Here is a 17623-nt window from a genome sequence, read left to right as displayed (position 1 = left end):
TCAAATGGTCCCTAGTTTAAGCCTCAAGACTACATGTCGCCAGAACCCATAATTGACGTATGTGTGTCTTGTGCCCTCAAATCAACTCCCTAAGGTATGCTTATTTCGTCATGTGGCATACTTGCTAACATCGGGGGGTCATCAAAGTGCCAATAACCCAACAGCAATGGGCGGTCATCAATACAACTCAAGATGCTATCGCACATGATGCGGCTACACATATACGTGTCGTTGCAGGTCCAGGCTCAGGAAAATCTCAAGCGATTGAGAAACGCGTCGAACACTTACTTGCATCAGGGGTAACACCTTCCACCATTGCAGTTGTCTCATTTACACGAGCATCCGCACGTGATCTGCAAACACGTGTTCGCAAATCCTGTGAAAAAAAGGGATATCCCCAGGTTGAACAAGTTTCCATATCAACTCTACATTCACTCTGTCTGACTGCACTTCGCTCAGCTGGCCTTCTCAGCAGATTTCCTGTTGATCCAATCGTACTAATGGATTTGGAGTTAAAGAACTTTTACGATCCCGAATTCGGCCAGTGTGCCGGAATACCAAGTACTCGGAGGCGAACAGATATTCGACGTTTTTTTGAAGCATTTTGGAGCACAGGGCAACAGAGTGCTCCAACGTATGTGTTACCGCGAAACGGAATCGCGATCACTACTGACGAGCAACAAAAATTTCAAATATTCCACAATCAATCCGCTCAAGTTTACGCTTGTGTGCTTCCTGGAGAAATTGTTCGTGAGTGCGTTGATCAGATTAACGCAGGAGCACTGGATATTGTCCAAATTCTAAACATCAAGTATATGATAGTTGACGAATATCAAGATCTAAATCCTGCCGATATCGAGTTTATTGACATCTTGGCTACTTCCGGAGTTAACGTCATGGTAGCCGGAGATGATGATCAGAGCATATACAGTTTTCGACATGCTTCTCCACTTGGGATACAAAACTTCGTGGCGAAGTATCCTCAATGTAGCCAGCACGCCCTTAATACATGTGTACGATGCTCAACGGACATTCTTGCCGCTGGTGTGTCGCTAGTAGTTTCATCACCAATACCCAATCGCATTCCTAAGACTCTTGTCTCAGCTCACTCCACAGCAAGTCCAACAGTAAATGGAACCGTTGTCAGAGCGGTTTTCAGGACACACAGAGATGAAGCTACGTTTATTGCCCAAAGTTGTGAACAGTTACTAGCGTGTGGCGTAGCAGCAAACACAATATTGATACTTCTGTCTAACTCGAAGCTGTTATGGTCTCCTATACAGGACGCGTTACTAGAACGCGATATTCCGTTTGAGTATTCGGGAGATGAAACCTTTGCTGACTCAATTGCTGGCATTGTTGTCCAGTGCCTACTACGTATCTCTACATCCTTAAAGCCTACAGGGGTGTCTGACGATTATGTTGCTACCAGAATGTTGTTTGGCAGTCTCTCCGGTGTTGGCATCTCATCTTGTGAACGGCTACGGGATTTTATTTTGCAGACCCCTAACACTAACTACCAGTCTATATTCTACACATCTCAGATAACTAAAACTGGTAATAGCAGACTAGATGGTGCAATATCGCGCTTGAGGAAAGTATTATCGACCATTTTAGCATGGTCCAAGTCTGATACCCTTGACATGAGACGAGATGAAATTGCTAAGGTTCTTCAAGATATTCTTGGCACAGCTTATATAAGTGATTGGATGCAGTTTTGTAATACATTGCCAAGTCATTTTACCTTAGAGGAAACGAAAAATTACACGATGACTGATACTATTGAACAGCAATCAACTTTAGTATCGGAAAGCTATCGGCGAATCGGTGAAGATCAACCGATCGCAGAAAAGGTAGTCCCAGCTATTCGAATTATGTCAATGCACGGGGCAAAGGGATTGACTGCAAACGCTGTATTTATCCCCGGGCTAGAGGATGGCGTTTTACCTAACGACTATCAGAAGCCGTACCCATATCTGATGAGCGAAGCAGCAAGATTACTATATGTATCGATAACCAGAGCAAGAGCATGTTGCGTGATGTCTTATGCACGATATCGGGCTGTATTTGGCAACTTGCAAAATCAAATACCATCTATATTCCTTAATCACACTGGCGGAGGCACAATTGATAGAACTAATGTTCCATTAACTCAGATCGAAATTGCTGCGATATTACGCGACATTAACAATATGCCTCAGTGATGTTTTCGGCTACACCAACACGTCCTCAACCAACTCTCCGAAGACGTCGGTCAGCCTAAAATCCCGACCCTGATATCGGTACGTCAGCCGAGTGTGGTCGATCCCGAGCAGGTGCAAGATCGTGGCATGCAGGTCGTGCACACTTACCGGATTCTCGACGATGTTATAGCTATAGTCGTCGGTCTTTCCATAAGCCATTCCCTTCTTCACGCCTGCACCGGCCATCCAGATGGTGAAGCAGCGCGGGTGATGGTCGCGCCCATAGTTCATCTGCGTCAGTTCGCCCTGACTATAGACCGTACGCCCAAACTCTCCGCCCCAAATCACCAGCGTATCGTCCAGCATCCCCCGCTGCTTTAAGTCCTTCACCAGCGCCGCCGACGCCTGATCGGTATCTCCTACCTGACCCTTAATCGCCTTGGGCAGCGTGTCGTGGTGGTCCCATCCTCGGTGGAAGAGCTGCACAAACCGGACTCCCCGCTCGGCCATGCGCCGCGCAAGAAGGCAGTTGTAGGCGTAGGTTCCGGGCTTCTTCACATCCGGGCCATACATCTCCAAGATGGTCGCCGGTTCTTTAGAGATATCCAAAAGGTCGGGCACCGAAGTCTGCATGCGGAATGCAAGCTCATATTGAGAGATGCGCGTGTCGATCTCCGGGTCGCCGCTCACAGCCTGCTTGATCTTGTTCAGGCCCATCAGATCGTCGAGCATGTCCCGCCGGGTGCTCTGGTCGATCCCGTCGGGATCGTTCATAAACAGCACCGGATCGCCGGTATTGCGGAATTTTACGCCCTGGTGCGCGGTGGGCAAGAACCCAGAACCCCAAAGCCGGTCATACAGGGGCTGATCGTCGGGGCGGCCTGTGCCGATGGAGGTCAGGACCACATAAGCGGGCAGGTCGGCGTTCTCGGTCCCCAATCCATAAGACAGCCAAGAGCCGATGCTGGGGCGTCCTGCGATTTGGAATCCAGTCTGGAAAAAGGTGACAGCGGGGTCGTGGTTGATGGCGTCGGTGTGCATCGAGTAGATGAAGCACAGCTCGTCGACGATCTCGCCCATGTGCGGCACAAGCTCGCTCATATAGATTCCCGCTTGGCCCTTCTTCACGAACTTAAAGATGCTGGGAGCGACCGGGAATGTCTTTTGCCCGCTGGTCATGCCGGTGAGGCGCTGGCCTTGGCGGATGCTGTCGGGCAGGTCTTCCCCGCGCTTCTCGTTCAGGACGGGCTTGTAGTCGAAGAGGTCCATCTGCGAGGGCGCACCGCTCTGGAAGAGGTAGATGACGCGGTTGGCTTTGGGCTTGAAGTTAGGGACGCTGGGCAGCCCGCCAAAGCGCTTGCCGTCGGGGCCGAAGCCGTTCAGGTCGAAGGGGAACGATCCGTTTGTTTTTGGGCCGACTGCGGCGAAACCATCCTTCACAAGGAGTGTGAAAAGCGCACCGAGCCCGAGCCCAGCCGAGCGCTTGAGAAAGGTCCGCCGGTTTACGGCGTCTTGCATGGTGAGGATCTTGATCGGGTCCATATCTATCGGGCTCCTCGATGAGTCAGGGTCAAGGCTAATTCAGACGGATTCTCTCCACGTGAGGAGGAGATTCGGTGGTTGGTCGTCGTGTGCTGCACCATCGTTCTACTCCTTCGTGAGGGTCTCGTCCAGGTTCAAAATCGTGCTCGTCAAGACCATGTAGGCGGCGAGCTCAGCCGTGTCCAAGGCCGGGTCAACTTTGCTCTCGCCGACCATCATCAGCTTCTTAGCCGCGTCTTGATCTTCGCGATACTTCGCAAGTCGCTTCTCCAGTCCAGCCATTAGAATCCTCATTTCATTCGGCTTTGGCGCGCGGCATAAGACGACTTTATAGACGAATCGGATGCGACTCTCTGGGGTCGATCCACCCTGCTTAATCGCTCGCTGCGCAAGCATCTTTGCCGCTTCCAGGTAAGTCGGCTCATTCATCAGAGCGAGGGCCTGGAGGGGGGTGTTGGTGATGGCACGGCGCACCCGGCAAATCTCACGCGTGGGCACGTCAAAGAGGGTCATATTGGGCGGCGCAGCGGTGCGCTTCCAGATGGTGTAGAGGCTGCGACGATATTCGCTGCCGTCGGTAGCGTGTTTGTAGTTCAGAAGGTTTCCGTAAGCCGAGGTCTCATTCCAAAGGCCATCGGGCTGATAGGGATAAACCGACTTTCCTCCGATCTTCTCCTTGAGCAAGCCACTGACCGCAAGGGCGCTATCGCGCAGAATTTCGGCTTGGAGCCTGAATCTTGGACCTCTCGCAAGCAGCCGGTTCTCGGGGTCAATGTTGAGGAGAGCGGGGGTCACATTCGATGACTGTCGGTAGGTCGCACTCATCACGATCTCCTTGATCATCGCCTTCAAATCCCACCCTTTGGCGACAAAGTCGGTAGCTAGATAGTCGAGGAGTTCTGGGTGGCTTGGGAACTCGGCGCGGGTGCCGAAGTCTTCGCTGGTCTCCACAATCCCAGTACCAAACAACCGCTCCCAGAGGCGGTTTACTGCAACCCGCGATGTAAGCGGATTCTTGGGGGACACGATCCACTTCGCTAGCCCCAGGCGGTTGTTTGGGGTTCCGGCGGGCAGACTGCCGAAGACTTTTGGAATGCCTGCGCTTACGGGTTCGCCCAGCTTGTCGTACTGTCCACGAATGAGGATGTGAGCTTGGCGCGGCTTGGGCATCTCCTTCATGACCATCACGCTGGGAATCTGCGATTGGAGCTTTACTTTTTCCGCGATGGCATCGTCGTAACTCTTGGCAAGGGCAGCAAACTCGGGGTCTTTGTCCTGCAGCCACAAACGTGCGATCGTGCGCTTTTGGTCGGCTGTGCGCTGGTCTTTAGGGATGGCCAGAAGAGCGGTTGCGGGGTGGGAGCTTGCCAGCGACGCGACTTCGCTCGCGGTTAACGCTCGGCTGTAGATGGCAAGATCGTCAACCTTGGTCTTAATGAAGGTGCCTGGGGTTCGCCGCCCGATCTTGGTGCTGACAGTGGTCCGGATTGAGCCCTTCAAGCTGTCGCGCTCGGCGTCGTGCCCCACCTCTTTGCCGTTGATATAAATCTTGATCCCTTCTTTTTTGCCGGTGCCGTCGTAGGTGATGAAGACATGGGACCAGGCATTGAGAGGGATTTGCTCTTTGCTGATGACTTTGACGGCATCCTCCGACCAACTGCTGATGAAATGAGGAGCGGGCCTGCGGTCAACCATAAAGAGGTCCCAGCCCCGGTAGTTGTTGCCCTCATCCATACGAGAAACGATGGCGCCATTGGCTTCGATGGGATAGACCCAGGCTCCGTAGCTGAACTTATCGGTGCGGTCAAAGTCGCCGGCATTGCCAAGATCGACGTAGCCTTTGTCGCCCACGGTCACCGAACCTGACACTCGGCCTGGCTCGTAGACCACTTCGCCGCTTGCCTTGGGTTGGGGAGCGGAGCCGGTAGCTTGGAGTTTCGGTCTCAGTTCGTAACGTCCAACAAGGCCGTCGTTGAGGCTCGGCAGAGGCTTGTTGCCAGGGAATGTCCAGTCTTGGGCGGGCTCGATACTGGCGGTGACCCGGGCCTCCATCTGCTTTTCGAGCGTTTCTGTCTTCTGCTTGAGTTCGCGCATCCTTGCAAGTTGCTCAGGATAGGGAGCTTCGATGAAGGGGGGATGATTGACGGCACGCTCTTCTCCCGTGCCCGATTCGGGCACGTTGTTGAAGTAGGAGTACATGCTGTAGAACTCTTTTTGACTGATGGGGTCGTATTTGTGATCGTGGCAGCGCGCGCACCCGGTTGTAAGGGCAAGCCACACGGCTGAGGTGGTTTCTAGGCGGTCGATGACGGTCTCGACTCGCCATTCCTCGGCAATAACTCCACCTTCTGTGTTGATTCGGTGGTTGCGGTTGAATCCGGTGGCGATGACTTGGTCTTCGGTGGGGTTCGGGAGCATGTCACCGGCGAGCTGCTCCAGCGTGAACTGGTCGTACGGCATGTTGTTGTTGAAGGCGTTGATCACCCAATCGCGCCAACGATATTGATAGCGCTCGTAGTCGGCTTGATAGCCGTTGCTGTCGGCATATCGCGCGCCATCCATCCAGTCCATCGCCATCCGTTCACCGTAGCGCGGAGAGGCGAGGAGGCGATCCACGACCTTTTCGTAAGCTTGCGGAGAGCTGTCGGCAAGGAATGCGTCGACTTCTTCAGGCGTTGGGGGTAAGCCAGTGAGATCGAGCGTGACGCGCCGGATCATCGTAGTTCGCTCGGTTTGAGGAGAAGGCTTGAGGCCCTTTCTCTCCAGTTCGGCGAGGATGAAGTAGTCGAGCGGCTTTTTGGGCCATGCTTTGTCTTTTACGGTTGGCAGGGGCGGCTTAACGGGGGCCACAAACGCCCAATGTTGTTTGTATTCTGCGCCCTCGGCAATCCATTGCTTGAGCAACGCTTTCTCCTCGGCAGAAAGTGTTTTCTTGCTACTGGGCGGAGGCATTTGGAAGGGGGCATCGGCATTGATCCGAGTGAGGATAAGACTCTTATCGGGCTTGCCGGGGACGATGGCATGCTGGCCGTTTCCGCGAAGTGCGGTAGCGCTCTCGCGCGTGTCCAGTCGCAACCCAGCCATGAGCGAACCGGGGTCGCTGCCGTGGCATGTGAAGCACTTGTCGGAAAGGATCGGGCGGATGTCGCGGTTGTAGTCGATCTTGGTGCGGAGCTTTTTCGGTTCGGGCTGCTTTTGGGCATCGGCAGGGAGCAGGGCAAAACAGACAGCCCCTAGCGAAGCCAATGCAGGCAAGACTTTAGCAGCGATGCTCCTGGTCGTAATCTTTCTCAACATGAAAGGCGTCCTCGGGCAGGCGGAGATCCCTCGTCGTTGAGCGCCTCTGCTTTTCCCTTATGTTCGCAGATATTGGACGGATAATGGAACCGTTTTGGAGGTTTGTTTGCCTTCCGACAGTTGGAAAGAGCCAGCAGCAAGCGTGAACCGCTTGAGCGGGGTATCTTCCGAACCAGCCATGCCCGAATCGCCCCACCGCATCCAGGTTATCGACTCTCATACCGGCGGAGAACCTACGCGGGTGGTCATTGGCGGCTTCCCCGACCTTGGAGATTTGCCGCTTAAGGCCAAGGTAGAGACCCTACGGTTCGACTATGATCGTTACCGGGCTGCCGTCATCGAGGAGCCTCGAGGTTCGGATGTGCTTGTGGGGGCGCTGCTCTTGGAGCCGGAGAACTCGAACCACACGGCTGCGGTGATATTCTTCAACAACGCGGGATATCTGGGGATGTGCGGGCACGGGACGATCGGACTGATCGAAACGCTACGCCATTTGGACTGGATTCACGAAGGGATACACACGATTGAGACTCCGGTCGGGATCGTAGAGGCGACCCTTGAGAAGGATGGGCATGTGTCCGTCCAAAACGTGCCCGCCTACCGCTTTAAGAAAGATGTGACTGTGAACGTGCCGGAGATTGGGAAGGTCGTGGGGGATATTGCCTACGGCGGCAACTGGTTCTTTTTGGTTTCCGATCATGGGCAAGATTTGTGTTTGGGCAACGTTGAGCGCCTGACAGAATGGTCGTGGCAGGTGCTCCGTGCGCTTGATAGACACGGCATCTACGGCAAAGATCGGGCGCGGATCGACCACATCGAGCTCTTCGGACCTTCAAAAGTCGCCGATTCCAAGAACTTCGTCTTGTGCCCTGGCAAAGCCTACGACCGTTCACCGTGCGGTACGGGAACGAGCGCTAAGATGGCTTGCCTCGCCGCCGATGGCAAGCTGCAACCGGGCGAGATTTGGCGACAAGAGAGCATCATAGGGAGCATTTTTGAGGGCAGCTACTCGGGCGATGGTGGCATGGTAATCCCCACTATTCGGGGCCGCGCCTTTATCACGGGCGAGGCAACATTGATCCTGAATCCTGACGATCCCTACCACTGGGGATTCCGCTGATGGCGGACCGCGTGGTGGTGATTGGGGCGGGGGTGGTTGGCTTATCGTCAGCTTACTTTTTGGCGAAAGAGGGCTTTGAGGTCATAGTCCTTGACCAGAATCCACCGGGAACGGAGAACTGTAGCTACGGCAATGGTGGCATGATCGTGCCCAGCCACTTCACTCCGCTTGCCGCGCCGGGAATGGTGCGCCTCGGGCTCAAGATGATGCTCAATCCCAAAGGCCCTTTTCGCATCAAGCCGAGCCTGAACCCCGAGCTGATTGGGTGGGCGTGGAAGTTCATGCGTTCGGCGAACCAAGCGCATGTGGATCGCTCAATGGGCGTCATCCTTGAGCTTAATGCGGCGAGTAAGAAGCTCTACGAAGAGTTTGCCAAGATGCCCGGTGCAGAAAGTTGGGGCTTCACTCCAAAAGGGTTGTTCTCGCTCTGCAAGGAGGCGGCGACTTTTAAGCACGAGACGGAGATCGCTAAAAGGGCGCAAGATTTAGGATTGGATGCAGTCGCTTTGAGTCCCGATGAGCTGAAGCAAGCTGACCCGAATATCACGATGGACGTAGCCGGGGGAGTGCATTTTCGTGACGATGCGCACATCTCGCCCCACCAGTTCATGACTTGGCTGCGTGGTCAGATGGCGGACTCTATAAAGTTCGTTAGCGGTGAGGCTGTTGCCGGATTTGAACGAGCAAATGGGCGAATCTCGGTTGTGAAAACGACCAAGAACTCTTACGATGCCGATCTGGTGGTGCTGGCAGCAGGCGCATGGTCGGGGCAGCTTGCGCGGGGATTGGACTTGACGATCCCGATGCAGGCAGGCAAGGGCTACAGCTTTATGGTCGAGCATCCGGTTGAGCTTCCCCAGGTTTGCGCAATCTTGGTCGAAGCCAGGATCGCTGTCACGCCGATGGGTGGGCAGTTAAGGTTTGGCGGAACGATGGAGATAGCCGGACTCGACCTCAGCATCAACTCCACTCGCATACAAGGATTGAAAGAGAACATCCCGCGCTACTATCCAAAGTTCAAGCAGGCGGACTTTGGTGGCAAGGTATGGGCAGGGCTGCGGCCTTGCTCTCCCGATGGTCTTCCCTATCTTGGCCGTACCGCGAGAATCCCGAATCTCATCTTCGCCTCCGGGCATTCGATGATGGGGATGAGTATGGGGCCGATCACAGGGAAAATCGTATCTGAGATAGCGACGGAGAAACAAAGTGAGATTGAGATTAGTTTGTTAAAACCAGAGAGGTATTGAGGCGCATCAATCAAACAAGGAGTTACGGCCCCGTTAAGAGCTTCAAGTAATAGAACCAAGCGATCTCGGACTGGTAAAGCCGTGCTAAACTGCCGCACTCAGAAGGAACCTCAAAAGGTAATCTTTAGCCCTCCATGCAGGTTAACTTTTCCGGCGTTTTTCCCGCCATCACAACCCCATTCAAATCCGACGGTTCGGTCGACTACGATTTCCTCCAAAAGCACGTCCGCTGGCTTATCGAAGAGGGCAACCACGGCATAGTCCCCCTCGGTTCTCTCGGGGAGGGCGCGACTCTAACACACCAGGAAAAGCGCGATATCCTCAAGGCCTGCGTCGAGGCCCTGCCGGATTCACCCATCGTCCCGGGCATCGCCGGACTCAGCACCGCCGAAGCCTGCAGCCTGATCGAGGACGCCGCCAAGATTGGATGCAAAGGCGCGATGGTCTTGCCGCCATATGCCTACAGCACCGATTGGCGCGAAATGCGAACTCATGTGGAGATCGTGATGCGGGCGACCGATCTTCCCTGCATCCTCTACAACAACCCCGTCGCGTACAAAACAGATTTCGTGCCTGAACAGGTCGCTGAGCTTGCGGCAGCAAATCCGAACATGAAAGCGGTGAAGGAGTCCAGCACGGATGTGCGCCGGGTCACCGCCATTAAGGCGTTGATTGGCGACAAGATCACGCTAATGGTTGGTGTGGACGACGTGATCGTGGAGGGCATCAGGGCCGGAGCGACGGGCTGGGTCGCGGGTCTGGTCAGCGCGTTCCCGAAGGAGTCGGTGGCTCTCTGGCGGTGGACTCTGGATGGCAAGGATAAAGAGACCGATGAGCTGTATAAGTGGTTCTTGCCTTTGCTCAGGCTTGATACAGTTCCTAAGTTTGTCCAACTCATCAAACTCGTGCAAGAGATGGTTGGATGGGGGTCCGTAACGGTACGCCCGCCCAGATTGGAGTTGACGGGTGCGGAGCTTGCGGAAGCGAGAGCGGTGATCAATGAGGCGTTGAAGACCAGGCCAATGGTCTAATGAGGGGATGGTCCAGTCACGTGGCACGTCCGTCTCAGGCGTGCGTCCCATGGGCGTCTCGCCCATGCACTCGAACCGTGACAGAATAATGTGACAGGTAATTTGCCTGAGCACAAGGCCATGGTCGAGACGACCGTGGGAAACATGGGCGAGACGCCCATGCTATGAAGAGCATGCTAAAAGGACTTTCATTCATCGGAATCAGCCGCGGGTCAGCCGGGGGCCAGCGCTTCACGGTCAAGAGCCGCCTTACTGGGGAGAGCCTATCTGGAGAGTTCCACACTGCCCTGCAAACTGAGGTCGATGACGCGGCGACTCTTGCAGGCAAAGCCTTCCCTACTTTTGCAGCGGCAGGCAGGTTGAAGAGAGCGGAGTTTCTCCGTGCAATTGCGACGCAGATCGAGGCCGGAAAGGAGGCCATCATCCAGCGAGCAACGCATGAAACAGCCTTGCCAGAAGGCCGCATCATGGGTGAGATTGGGCGGACCTGTGGGCAATTGCGATTCTTCGCCGCGATCCTCGAAGGCGGAAGCTACCAAGACGTGCGCATTGACCACGCAGACCCCGACCGTCAGCCTCTCCCCAAGCCCGACGTCCGATCTATGAAGCAACCGATCGGTCCTGTCGCCGTCTTTGGCGCATCGAACTTTCCTCTCGCGTTTGCGGTCGCCGGAGGAGATTCGGCATCCGCTTTGGCAGCTGGGTGCCCAGTCGTTGTCAAGGCTCACCCCGCACATCCTGGTACTTCGGAACTCGTCGCGAACGCGATTGTTGCTGCGGCCCAGGAAACCGGCATGCCCGAGGGTGTGTTTTCGATGCTCTTTGACGAGAGGTACGAGATCGGCCAGGTGTTGGTGCAGCACGAATCTATCAAAGGCGTTGGGTTTACAGGATCGCGGTCAGGTGGACTCGCTATCCAGAAGCTCGCCCAATCACGCCCAACCCCGATCCCGGTTTATGCCGAGATGAGCAGCATCAACCCCGTGGTGGTAATGCCCGACAAGCTCGCAACCGACCCCGAGGGTTTCGCGACGGGACTTCATGCCAGCGTAACACTTGGAGTTGGGCAGTTCTGCACGAATCCTGGAGTGGCGTTCATCGTTGGCATGGAGGGGCTTGAAGCGTTTAAGTCCAGATTTGCCCAACTGATGAGCGAGACACCTTGTGGAACGATGTTGACAGAAGGGATCGGCGAGCACTATTTGAGGATGGTTCGGCGGATCTCCGGCTTAAAAGGAGTGACGCCGATTGTATCGGCGGACAAGCCGGGGGAAACGTCTGTGTTCGAGGTTTCGGCAGCTACGTTCATGCACGAAAGCGAGGTGCGCGATGAGGTGTTTGGACCGGAAACGCTGCTCGTGATTTGTGACTCCATCGAAGAAGCAGCCCAAGCCATTGCGGTCATGGAAGGACAGCTTACGGGCACGATCCATGCGACTCCCACTGACCTTGCCCACGCTGCGCCAATTCTGAATGTACTCACACGAATAGCGGGTCGCGTGATCTTAAACCAGTTCCCAACTGGGGTTGAGGTATGCCAAGCAATGGTGCATGGCGGACCGTTCCCGGCAACGACCGATGGGCAGTCCACATCGGTCGGGGGAAGAGCGATTGACCGCTGGCTGAGGCCGGTTTGCTATCAGAACTTCCCGAGAGAGTTGTTGCCGAAAGAACTCCGTGGGTGAATCGGTACACAAGCACCAACGGCTTGGAATAAGTCTCATCTTTGGGTGTATCACTTTTGCGGCTCTACTATCTGATTGTTCTCTTTTGTTTCATAACGCATGTCATACATCATTCAACATCAACTTAACACTGACTTCAGTGGATAATACGGGCAAGCTTAGATTGCACCATAAACGCTGTCATATAGTACGCCTCACTCTTCCTCGTCAGAGGTCTGGGAGTCTTCATTTGCAGATACGGCTAACCTTTCTCTATTAACATTCATCTTCAGTTCCAGTAAAGACTCTTTAAGCATTTGCCGCCCTATGCTCGCTCTCGAACGCACTGTTGCTGGAGACGCTTGTATCAATTCGGAAGCAGCTTTCATTGTAACTGCCTCGAAATCCAATAAAATTACTGGCTCTCTGTACTTCATTGGAATACTACCGAGCGCTTGATGAACAATGTGCTTTGGATAACGATAGTGGAGTTTATGAACAAAGGGTGCTTCCCGGTCTTCTGCCAATAATTCCCATTGTTGCTCTATCGAGTATAGATACTCGCGCGTTAATCTACCTAGTGCAAGCAATTCTTCCAATATGTCCTCTGTAGGTCTGGAGGGACTTATCTTATGATCTTCCTGCGACAAGATGGTAGCTACAGCGTCATCCAAGTCAGGCCACCACTTTTCAAATACACTGTCAAGAACAGCTGGATCCAGCCTTTGTTCTTCAACTTGCCCATTTATTGTCATTACAACTTTCTTGATTTCATCTTTATTGAATACTGCAACATTTAGGTTAGCTAAAGGACCTGTCAATTCAGATGGCTGCATATCAAAAAGTAGAGGAATTAAACGTGGCTTTCCTATTTTTGTAGCAAGTGCTCCCGCTTCAAAGAGCATCCAAGGTCGATCGCGATTCTCTTGCGTTATGAACATAATGCCCGTCTTGGCTTCCTTGAGATTTTCATTAATTTCTTGAAACCAAAAGCTTCCCTTTTCAATGTCGTCTGGAGAGAAAAAAGGAGTGACTGCTTGTACGACGCTTTGAATCCACTTGTCAAATGCTTCCGCCAGGGCCTTACTTCTATCGCCTGACCAGCTAAGAAATAACTTCATTTTCCAATTCTGTCGAAAAAAATCGGAAAAGTAAACCTGCTGGCATTCAACTCAAATGAAAAGTATTTTCACTTGCTCTTCCTGCGCTACCAAAGCCCATTCATCAAGCCTACCGATAAACGGCAATCGTCATGCTGCTCATTCCGTCCATGGTCATAATCTCAGCAGCACCCAGCATATCGATGCCATTGGGCTACGTTGCACCAGCGATGCTAGAGCCGTCCTGCATCCCCTGCTGCGCATAGGCTCCCTCGATGTTGTAGCCTTCGCCTTGAGTACTCCTCTGGGAGAAGTAGTTCTCATCCTGAAAACGCAGGCCTTCAACAGCGGTCCCCAGACGATCTCTCGAAGAGCCATGTCCCGAGCCTTCTCTTTGGGTTGCATCAGGAGCCAAACCAAGCAAGCGACCGCGACAATGATGAGAAGTCCTCCCTGCAAAGAGAGAAAATTCGCGAGCTAGAATTCCTTCCTCAAGATCGAATTGGACATCGACTTCTTTTGCTCTTCAATGGGCCTTCCTAACTATCGCACAGCCTCCACCATCATCTCTCCCGGTTTGCATCTCACTCGCAGGTGAGCATCAGGCATACCTGCCGGTACTGGCCTGCAACCGTGCCTTCATCAATTATTCTCCCATCACTTTGACAACGACTCGCTTTCGCCTTTGCCCGTCAAACTCGGCGTAGAACACCTGCTGCCAGGGACCAAGGTCCAGTCCGCCGTTGGTGATGGGCAGGATCACTTGGTGGTGCATGATAAGGTTCTTGAGATGGGCTTCTCCGTTATCTTCTCCAGTCTGGTGGTGCCGATAGTTTGCTTTGGGGCACAACCCGTTTAGCCAGTCCTTGATGTCCTCAATCAGGCCATATTCAAGGTCGTTCACGTAGACAGCAGCGGTGATGTGCATGGCGGAGACAAGGACCATCCCCTCCTGCACGCCAGACTCCATCACGATCTTGGCGATCTCGTCGGTGATGCAGACGAACTCTTCCTGCTTTTGGGTCTGAAACCAGAGGTATTCCGTGTGGGCTTTCACGGAGTTGAGGATACTCGGGGGAATTGCAGTGTAAGGGTTGTAAGGAGTAAGGATCGTAAGGATAATTGCCAATTGGCCGCCCGAGCAACGAAACTCTAGTCTCGGAATTTTGGTTTTCGAGACCTAATCTTTACAATCCTTACTCCTTACGATCCTTACCGGTCACATCTTCACTAACCGACGTTTCATAATTCGAGAGTGCTCCGCTCCTTCGCTATTCTGCTGCTCAAACTCGAGTTTTTGGCGTTCTTGGCGGCGGGAGTTGCGTTTGCGAACGTTCCTTTTTCGGCGTTGGGTTTCTTCGGGCTCATCGCCATCCCAGACGCGTGGCAGTCCAAGAGCAAAGGCATGCGCGGTTGGGCAACGATTGGCCTCTTCGGGCTGCTAGGCTGGGCTGCTTTCACAACTTGGCAGTCGCCTGAGCACGCGCTCGGCACGATGTCGGCACGAGGGACGAAGATCGCTCTGCTGGGATTGGGCACGCTGTTCGTGGTGCTGTTCGTCACGCTATTGGTCGTGGCAATGACCAGGCCCAAAAAGCGATCTTGAGCCTGGTACCGGCCGTTTAACCCTTGGTGACAGGGTCGCCCGATGTGAACTCGAAGCTGCCATCGGCAAAGTCAACGCTTAGCGATGTGCCGTCTTGGATTTCTCCCGAGAGCAGCTTCTGCGCGAGCGGGTTCATGATCTCCGTCTGGATCGCTCGCTTCAGCGGGCGCGCGCCATAGACCGGGTCGTACCCGACCACCGCGATCTCCGCCGCTGCCGCATCCGTCAGCGTCAGCTCGATGCGTCGGTCGCGCAGCCGCTCTGCCAGCAGGCCAAGCTGAATCTTCACGATCTGCTTGATCTCGTTCACGCCCAGCGGTCGGAAGACGATCAGGTCGTCGAGACGGTTGACGAACTCGGGCCGGAACGCCAGCCGCACCTCGTCCAGAATCCTCTGCTTGATCTCGGAGAAGCCTGCGTCTGCGCTCACCGGGTCGCTGTAATGGTGCGATCCTAAGTTGCTGGTCATGATGACGATGGTGTTCTTGAAGTCCACCGTGCGGCCCTGACCGTCGGTGAGCCGACCGTCGTCGAGCAGCTGCAGCAGGACGTTGAAGACCTCGGGGTGCGCCTTCTCCACCTCGTCCAGCAGGACGATGCTGTACGGCCTTCGGCGGATGGCCTCGGTCAGCTGGCCCCCCTCTTCATAGCCCACGTATCCCGGAGGCGCACCTATGAGCCGGGCCACCGAATGCTTCTCGCCGTACTCGCTCATGTCGATGCGCACGATGCTGCGCTCGTCGTTGAACATAAACTCGGCGAGGGCCTTGGCGGTTTCGGTCTTGCCCACGCCGGTGGGGCCCAAGAACAGGAAGCTGCCGATAGGGCGGTTCGGGTCGGCGATGCCGCTGCGCGAGCGGCGGATCGCGTCGCTGACGATCTGCAAAGCCTCATCCTGCCCGACCACGCGCTTGCGCAGGAAGTCTTCCATGGTGAGGAGCTTCTGCATCTCGCCTTGAAGGAGTTTGCTGACGGGGACGCCGGTCCAGCGGCTCACCACTTCGGCGATGTCTTCGCTGTCCACCTCCTCCTTCAGCATCTTGCCGCCTGCCTGAACCTTCTCCAGCAGTTTCGTTTCGTCTTCGAGCTGCTTTTGGAGGGTCGGAATGCGCCCATGCTGAATCTCGGCGGCCTTGGCCCAGTCGGAATCTCGCTCGGCCTTCTGAAGCTCCAGCCGGAGGGTGTCGATCTCCTGCTTGATCTTCTGAACGGCGTCGATCTGCTCCTTTTCCTTCTGCCATTCCGCACGCATGCCGACTGCCTTTTCCTGCAGCTCGGCGAGCTTCTTTTCGGTGGTCTTCAGGCGCTCTTTGCTGGGCTCGTCCTCTTCCTTGCGAAGGGCCTCGCGGTCGATCTCCAGCTGCACCAGCTGCCGCTCCACTTCGTCGATCTCTTGCGGAACGGAGTCGATCTCCATCTTCAGCCGCGAAGCCGACTCGTCGACGAGGTCGATGGCCTTGTCGGGCAGGAGGCGGTCAGAGATGTAGCGGTGGGAGAGGGTTGCGGCGGCGACGAGCGCGGAGTCGGTGATGCGCACTCCGTGATGAATCTCATAGCGCTCTTTGAGCCCGCGCAGGATCGAAATCGTCTCCTCGACGCTCGGCTCGCCCACGTAGACGCTTTGGAAGCGCCGCTCCAAAGCCTTGTCCTTCTCGACGTACTGGCGGTATTCGTTCAGCGTGGTCGCGCCCACGCACCGCAGCTCTCCTCGCGCAAGCATCGGTTTCATCATGTTGCTGGCGTCTAATGAGCCCTCGGCCTTGCCCGCACCCACGAGCGTATGCAGCTCGTCGATGAAAAGGACCACGCGGCCTTCGGCATGCTTGATGTCGTCGAGCACCGCCTTGAGGCGATCTTCAAACTCGCCGCGATACTTCGCACCCGCCACCATCGCGCCCAGATCGAGCGAGATGATCGACTTGTTGCGCAGGCTCTCCGGCACGTCCCCGGCGACGATGCGCTGGGCAAGCCCCTCCACAACGGCGGTCTTGCCGACGCCCGGCTCACCGATCAGCACCGGGTTGTTCTTGGTGCGGCGGCTGAGCACCTGGATGACGCGGCGAATCTCCTCGTCGCGCCCGATCACCGGGTCCAGCTTGCCTTGGCGGGCTTTGGCGGTCAGGTCGATGCCGTACTTTTCCAGGGCCTTGTAGCGGTCTTCTGCGTTGGGATCATTGGCCTTGCGCCCTCCGCGCAGGTCTTCGATCGCGGCTTCCAGCTCCTTGGCGGTCACCCCCAACCGCTTTAGGATCTTTCCTGCCGGGCCGGTGTCGCCTGCCATCGCCAGAAGGAAGTGCTCGGTGGAGACGTACTCGTCTTCGTTGGCGTCGGCGAGCTTGAAAGCCTCGTTGAAGAGCTGGCTGATGCGACTGGACATGGACGAGCCGTAAGCCGCCCCGCTGCCGCTGACCTTGGCGATCTGGTCCAGCTCTTTCTGCGTCTCGGAAAGAACGGTGTCGGCGTCGACGCTCAGCTTTTCAAGCAGGGAACGGACCACGCCGCCCTCCTGCCGGATCATCGATGCCAGCAGATGTTCGACGTCGATGGTCGAATGCTGGAGGTCGGAGGCTAGCTGCTGAGCTCCCTGGATGGCTTCCTGCGCTTTGATGGTGAGTTTGTCGAATCTCATCTCGGTTCTGTATACATGAGTCTATAAGACTCAAGTTATCTTATGATATCTATTATAACGCTTTCTATTTTCGGAAGTTCCGGCAGAGTGGGTTAGTCCTGGGGAATTTTGGGGCTTGGGAAACTGAATGAAAGCAACCATGCCACGGACTGTGGCTGTGCAACTATTATTCAACCTAAACCAAGCCAAATCCGTTCTAATATA

Annotated in this window: 12 protein-coding genes; 6 read left to right on the top strand and 6 right to left on the bottom strand. The window is 55.0% G+C overall.

Annotation, left to right across the window (positions count from 1 at the left end):
• The first annotated feature begins 146 nt into the window (after positions 1–146).
• A complete protein-coding gene (locus tag KF784_08245) occupies positions 147–2204 on the top strand; it encodes an ATP-dependent helicase (protein MBX3119040.1) in 2058 nt (685 codons plus the stop codon).
• Positions 2205–2213: 9 nt separating this feature from the next.
• Here the strand turns inward: KF784_08245 and KF784_08240 are convergent, their stop codons facing one another.
• Positions 2214–3725: a DUF1501 domain-containing protein gene (locus KF784_08240; protein MBX3119039.1), complete on the bottom strand. Its 1512-nt coding sequence runs from the start codon at positions 3723–3725 to the stop codon at positions 2214–2216.
• 105 nt (positions 3726–3830) lie between these two features.
• Positions 3831–7022: a DUF1553 domain-containing protein gene (locus KF784_08235; protein ID MBX3119038.1), complete on the bottom strand. Its 3192-nt coding sequence runs from the start codon at positions 7020–7022 to the stop codon at positions 3831–3833.
• Between the two features lie 106 nt (positions 7023–7128).
• On the opposite strand from KF784_08235, the gene KF784_08230 reads away from it, so the two are divergent.
• The 4 genes from KF784_08230 to KF784_08215 all read left to right on the top strand — a co-directional run bounded on the left by KF784_08230 (position 7129) and on the right by KF784_08215 (position 12105).
• On the top strand, positions 7129–8142 hold the full coding sequence (locus tag KF784_08230; GenBank protein MBX3119037.1) for a 4-hydroxyproline epimerase: 1014 nt from the start codon (positions 7129–7131) through the stop codon (positions 8140–8142).
• A complete protein-coding gene (locus KF784_08225; protein ID MBX3119036.1) occupies positions 8142–9389 on the top strand; it encodes an FAD-dependent oxidoreductase in 1248 nt (415 codons plus the stop codon). Before KF784_08230 ends, KF784_08225 begins: the two co-directional genes overlap by 1 nt.
• Before the next feature lie 134 nt (positions 9390–9523).
• Positions 9524–10420 carry a dihydrodipicolinate synthase family protein gene (locus KF784_08220; protein ID MBX3119035.1) on the top strand — a complete coding sequence of 299 codons (897 nt, stop codon included), beginning with the start codon at positions 9524–9526 and terminating at the stop codon, positions 10418–10420.
• A gap of 173 nt (positions 10421–10593) precedes the next feature.
• The gene (locus KF784_08215) at positions 10594–12105 is read left to right on the top strand and encodes an aldehyde dehydrogenase (NADP(+)) (GenBank protein ID MBX3119034.1); all 1512 of its coding nucleotides are present in this window, start codon (positions 10594–10596) and stop codon (positions 12103–12105) included.
• 194 nt (positions 12106–12299) lie between these two features.
• Here KF784_08215 and KF784_08210 read toward each other — a convergent pair whose 3' ends face one another.
• The 3 genes from KF784_08210 to KF784_08200 form a co-directional block, all read right to left on the bottom strand.
• Positions 12300–13205, bottom strand: coding sequence for a TIR domain-containing protein (locus KF784_08210; GenBank protein MBX3119033.1), 906 nt, complete (start codon positions 13203–13205; stop codon positions 12300–12302).
• A 193-nt stretch (positions 13206–13398) separates the two neighbouring features.
• Positions 13399–13608 (bottom strand): hypothetical protein, encoded by a 210-nt coding sequence (locus KF784_08205; protein ID MBX3119032.1) that lies wholly within the window; start codon positions 13606–13608, stop codon positions 13399–13401.
• Between the two features lie 222 nt (positions 13609–13830).
• Positions 13831–14241: a secondary thiamine-phosphate synthase enzyme YjbQ gene (locus tag KF784_08200; GenBank protein MBX3119031.1), complete on the bottom strand. Its 411-nt coding sequence runs from the start codon at positions 14239–14241 to the stop codon at positions 13831–13833.
• A gap of 198 nt (positions 14242–14439) precedes the next feature.
• Here KF784_08200 and KF784_08195 point away from each other — a divergent pair, with 198 nt between their 5' ends.
• On the top strand, positions 14440–14790 hold the full coding sequence (locus tag KF784_08195) for a hypothetical protein (GenBank protein ID MBX3119030.1): 351 nt from the start codon (positions 14440–14442) through the stop codon (positions 14788–14790).
• Between the two features lie 16 nt (positions 14791–14806).
• Here KF784_08195 and clpB read toward each other — a convergent pair whose 3' ends face one another.
• On the bottom strand, positions 14807–17419 hold the full coding sequence (clpB, locus tag KF784_08190; GenBank protein MBX3119029.1) for an ATP-dependent chaperone ClpB: 2613 nt from the start codon (positions 17417–17419) through the stop codon (positions 14807–14809).
• Positions 17420–17623: the final 204 nt, after the last annotated feature.

The organism is Fimbriimonadaceae bacterium (assembly GCA_019638775.1).
Taxonomy (GTDB): domain Bacteria; phylum Armatimonadota; class Fimbriimonadia; order Fimbriimonadales; family Fimbriimonadaceae; genus JAHBTD01.
The sequence above is the reverse complement of the archived record's forward strand: the minus strand, read 5'-3'. Positions and strand labels throughout refer to the sequence as shown.

Coding starts and splice junctions, on each gene's coding strand:
- KF784_08210 (MBX3119033.1), bottom strand. CDS start 13,205: ATGAAGTTATTTCTTAGCTGGTCAGGCGATAGAAGTAAGGCCCTGGCG.
- KF784_08220 (MBX3119035.1), top strand. CDS start 9,524: ATGCAGGTTAACTTTTCCGGCGTTTTTCCCGCCATCACAACCCCATTC.
- clpB (MBX3119029.1), bottom strand. CDS start 17,419: ATGAGATTCGACAAACTCACCATCAAAGCGCAGGAAGCCATCCAGGGA.
- KF784_08235 (MBX3119038.1), bottom strand. CDS start 7,022: ATGTTGAGAAAGATTACGACCAGGAGCATCGCTGCTAAAGTCTTGCCT.
- KF784_08215 (MBX3119034.1), top strand. CDS start 10,594: ATGCTAAAAGGACTTTCATTCATCGGAATCAGCCGCGGGTCAGCCGGG.
- KF784_08225 (MBX3119036.1), top strand. CDS start 8,142: ATGGCGGACCGCGTGGTGGTGATTGGGGCGGGGGTGGTTGGCTTATCG.
- KF784_08240 (MBX3119039.1), bottom strand. CDS start 3,725: ATGGACCCGATCAAGATCCTCACCATGCAAGACGCCGTAAACCGGCGG.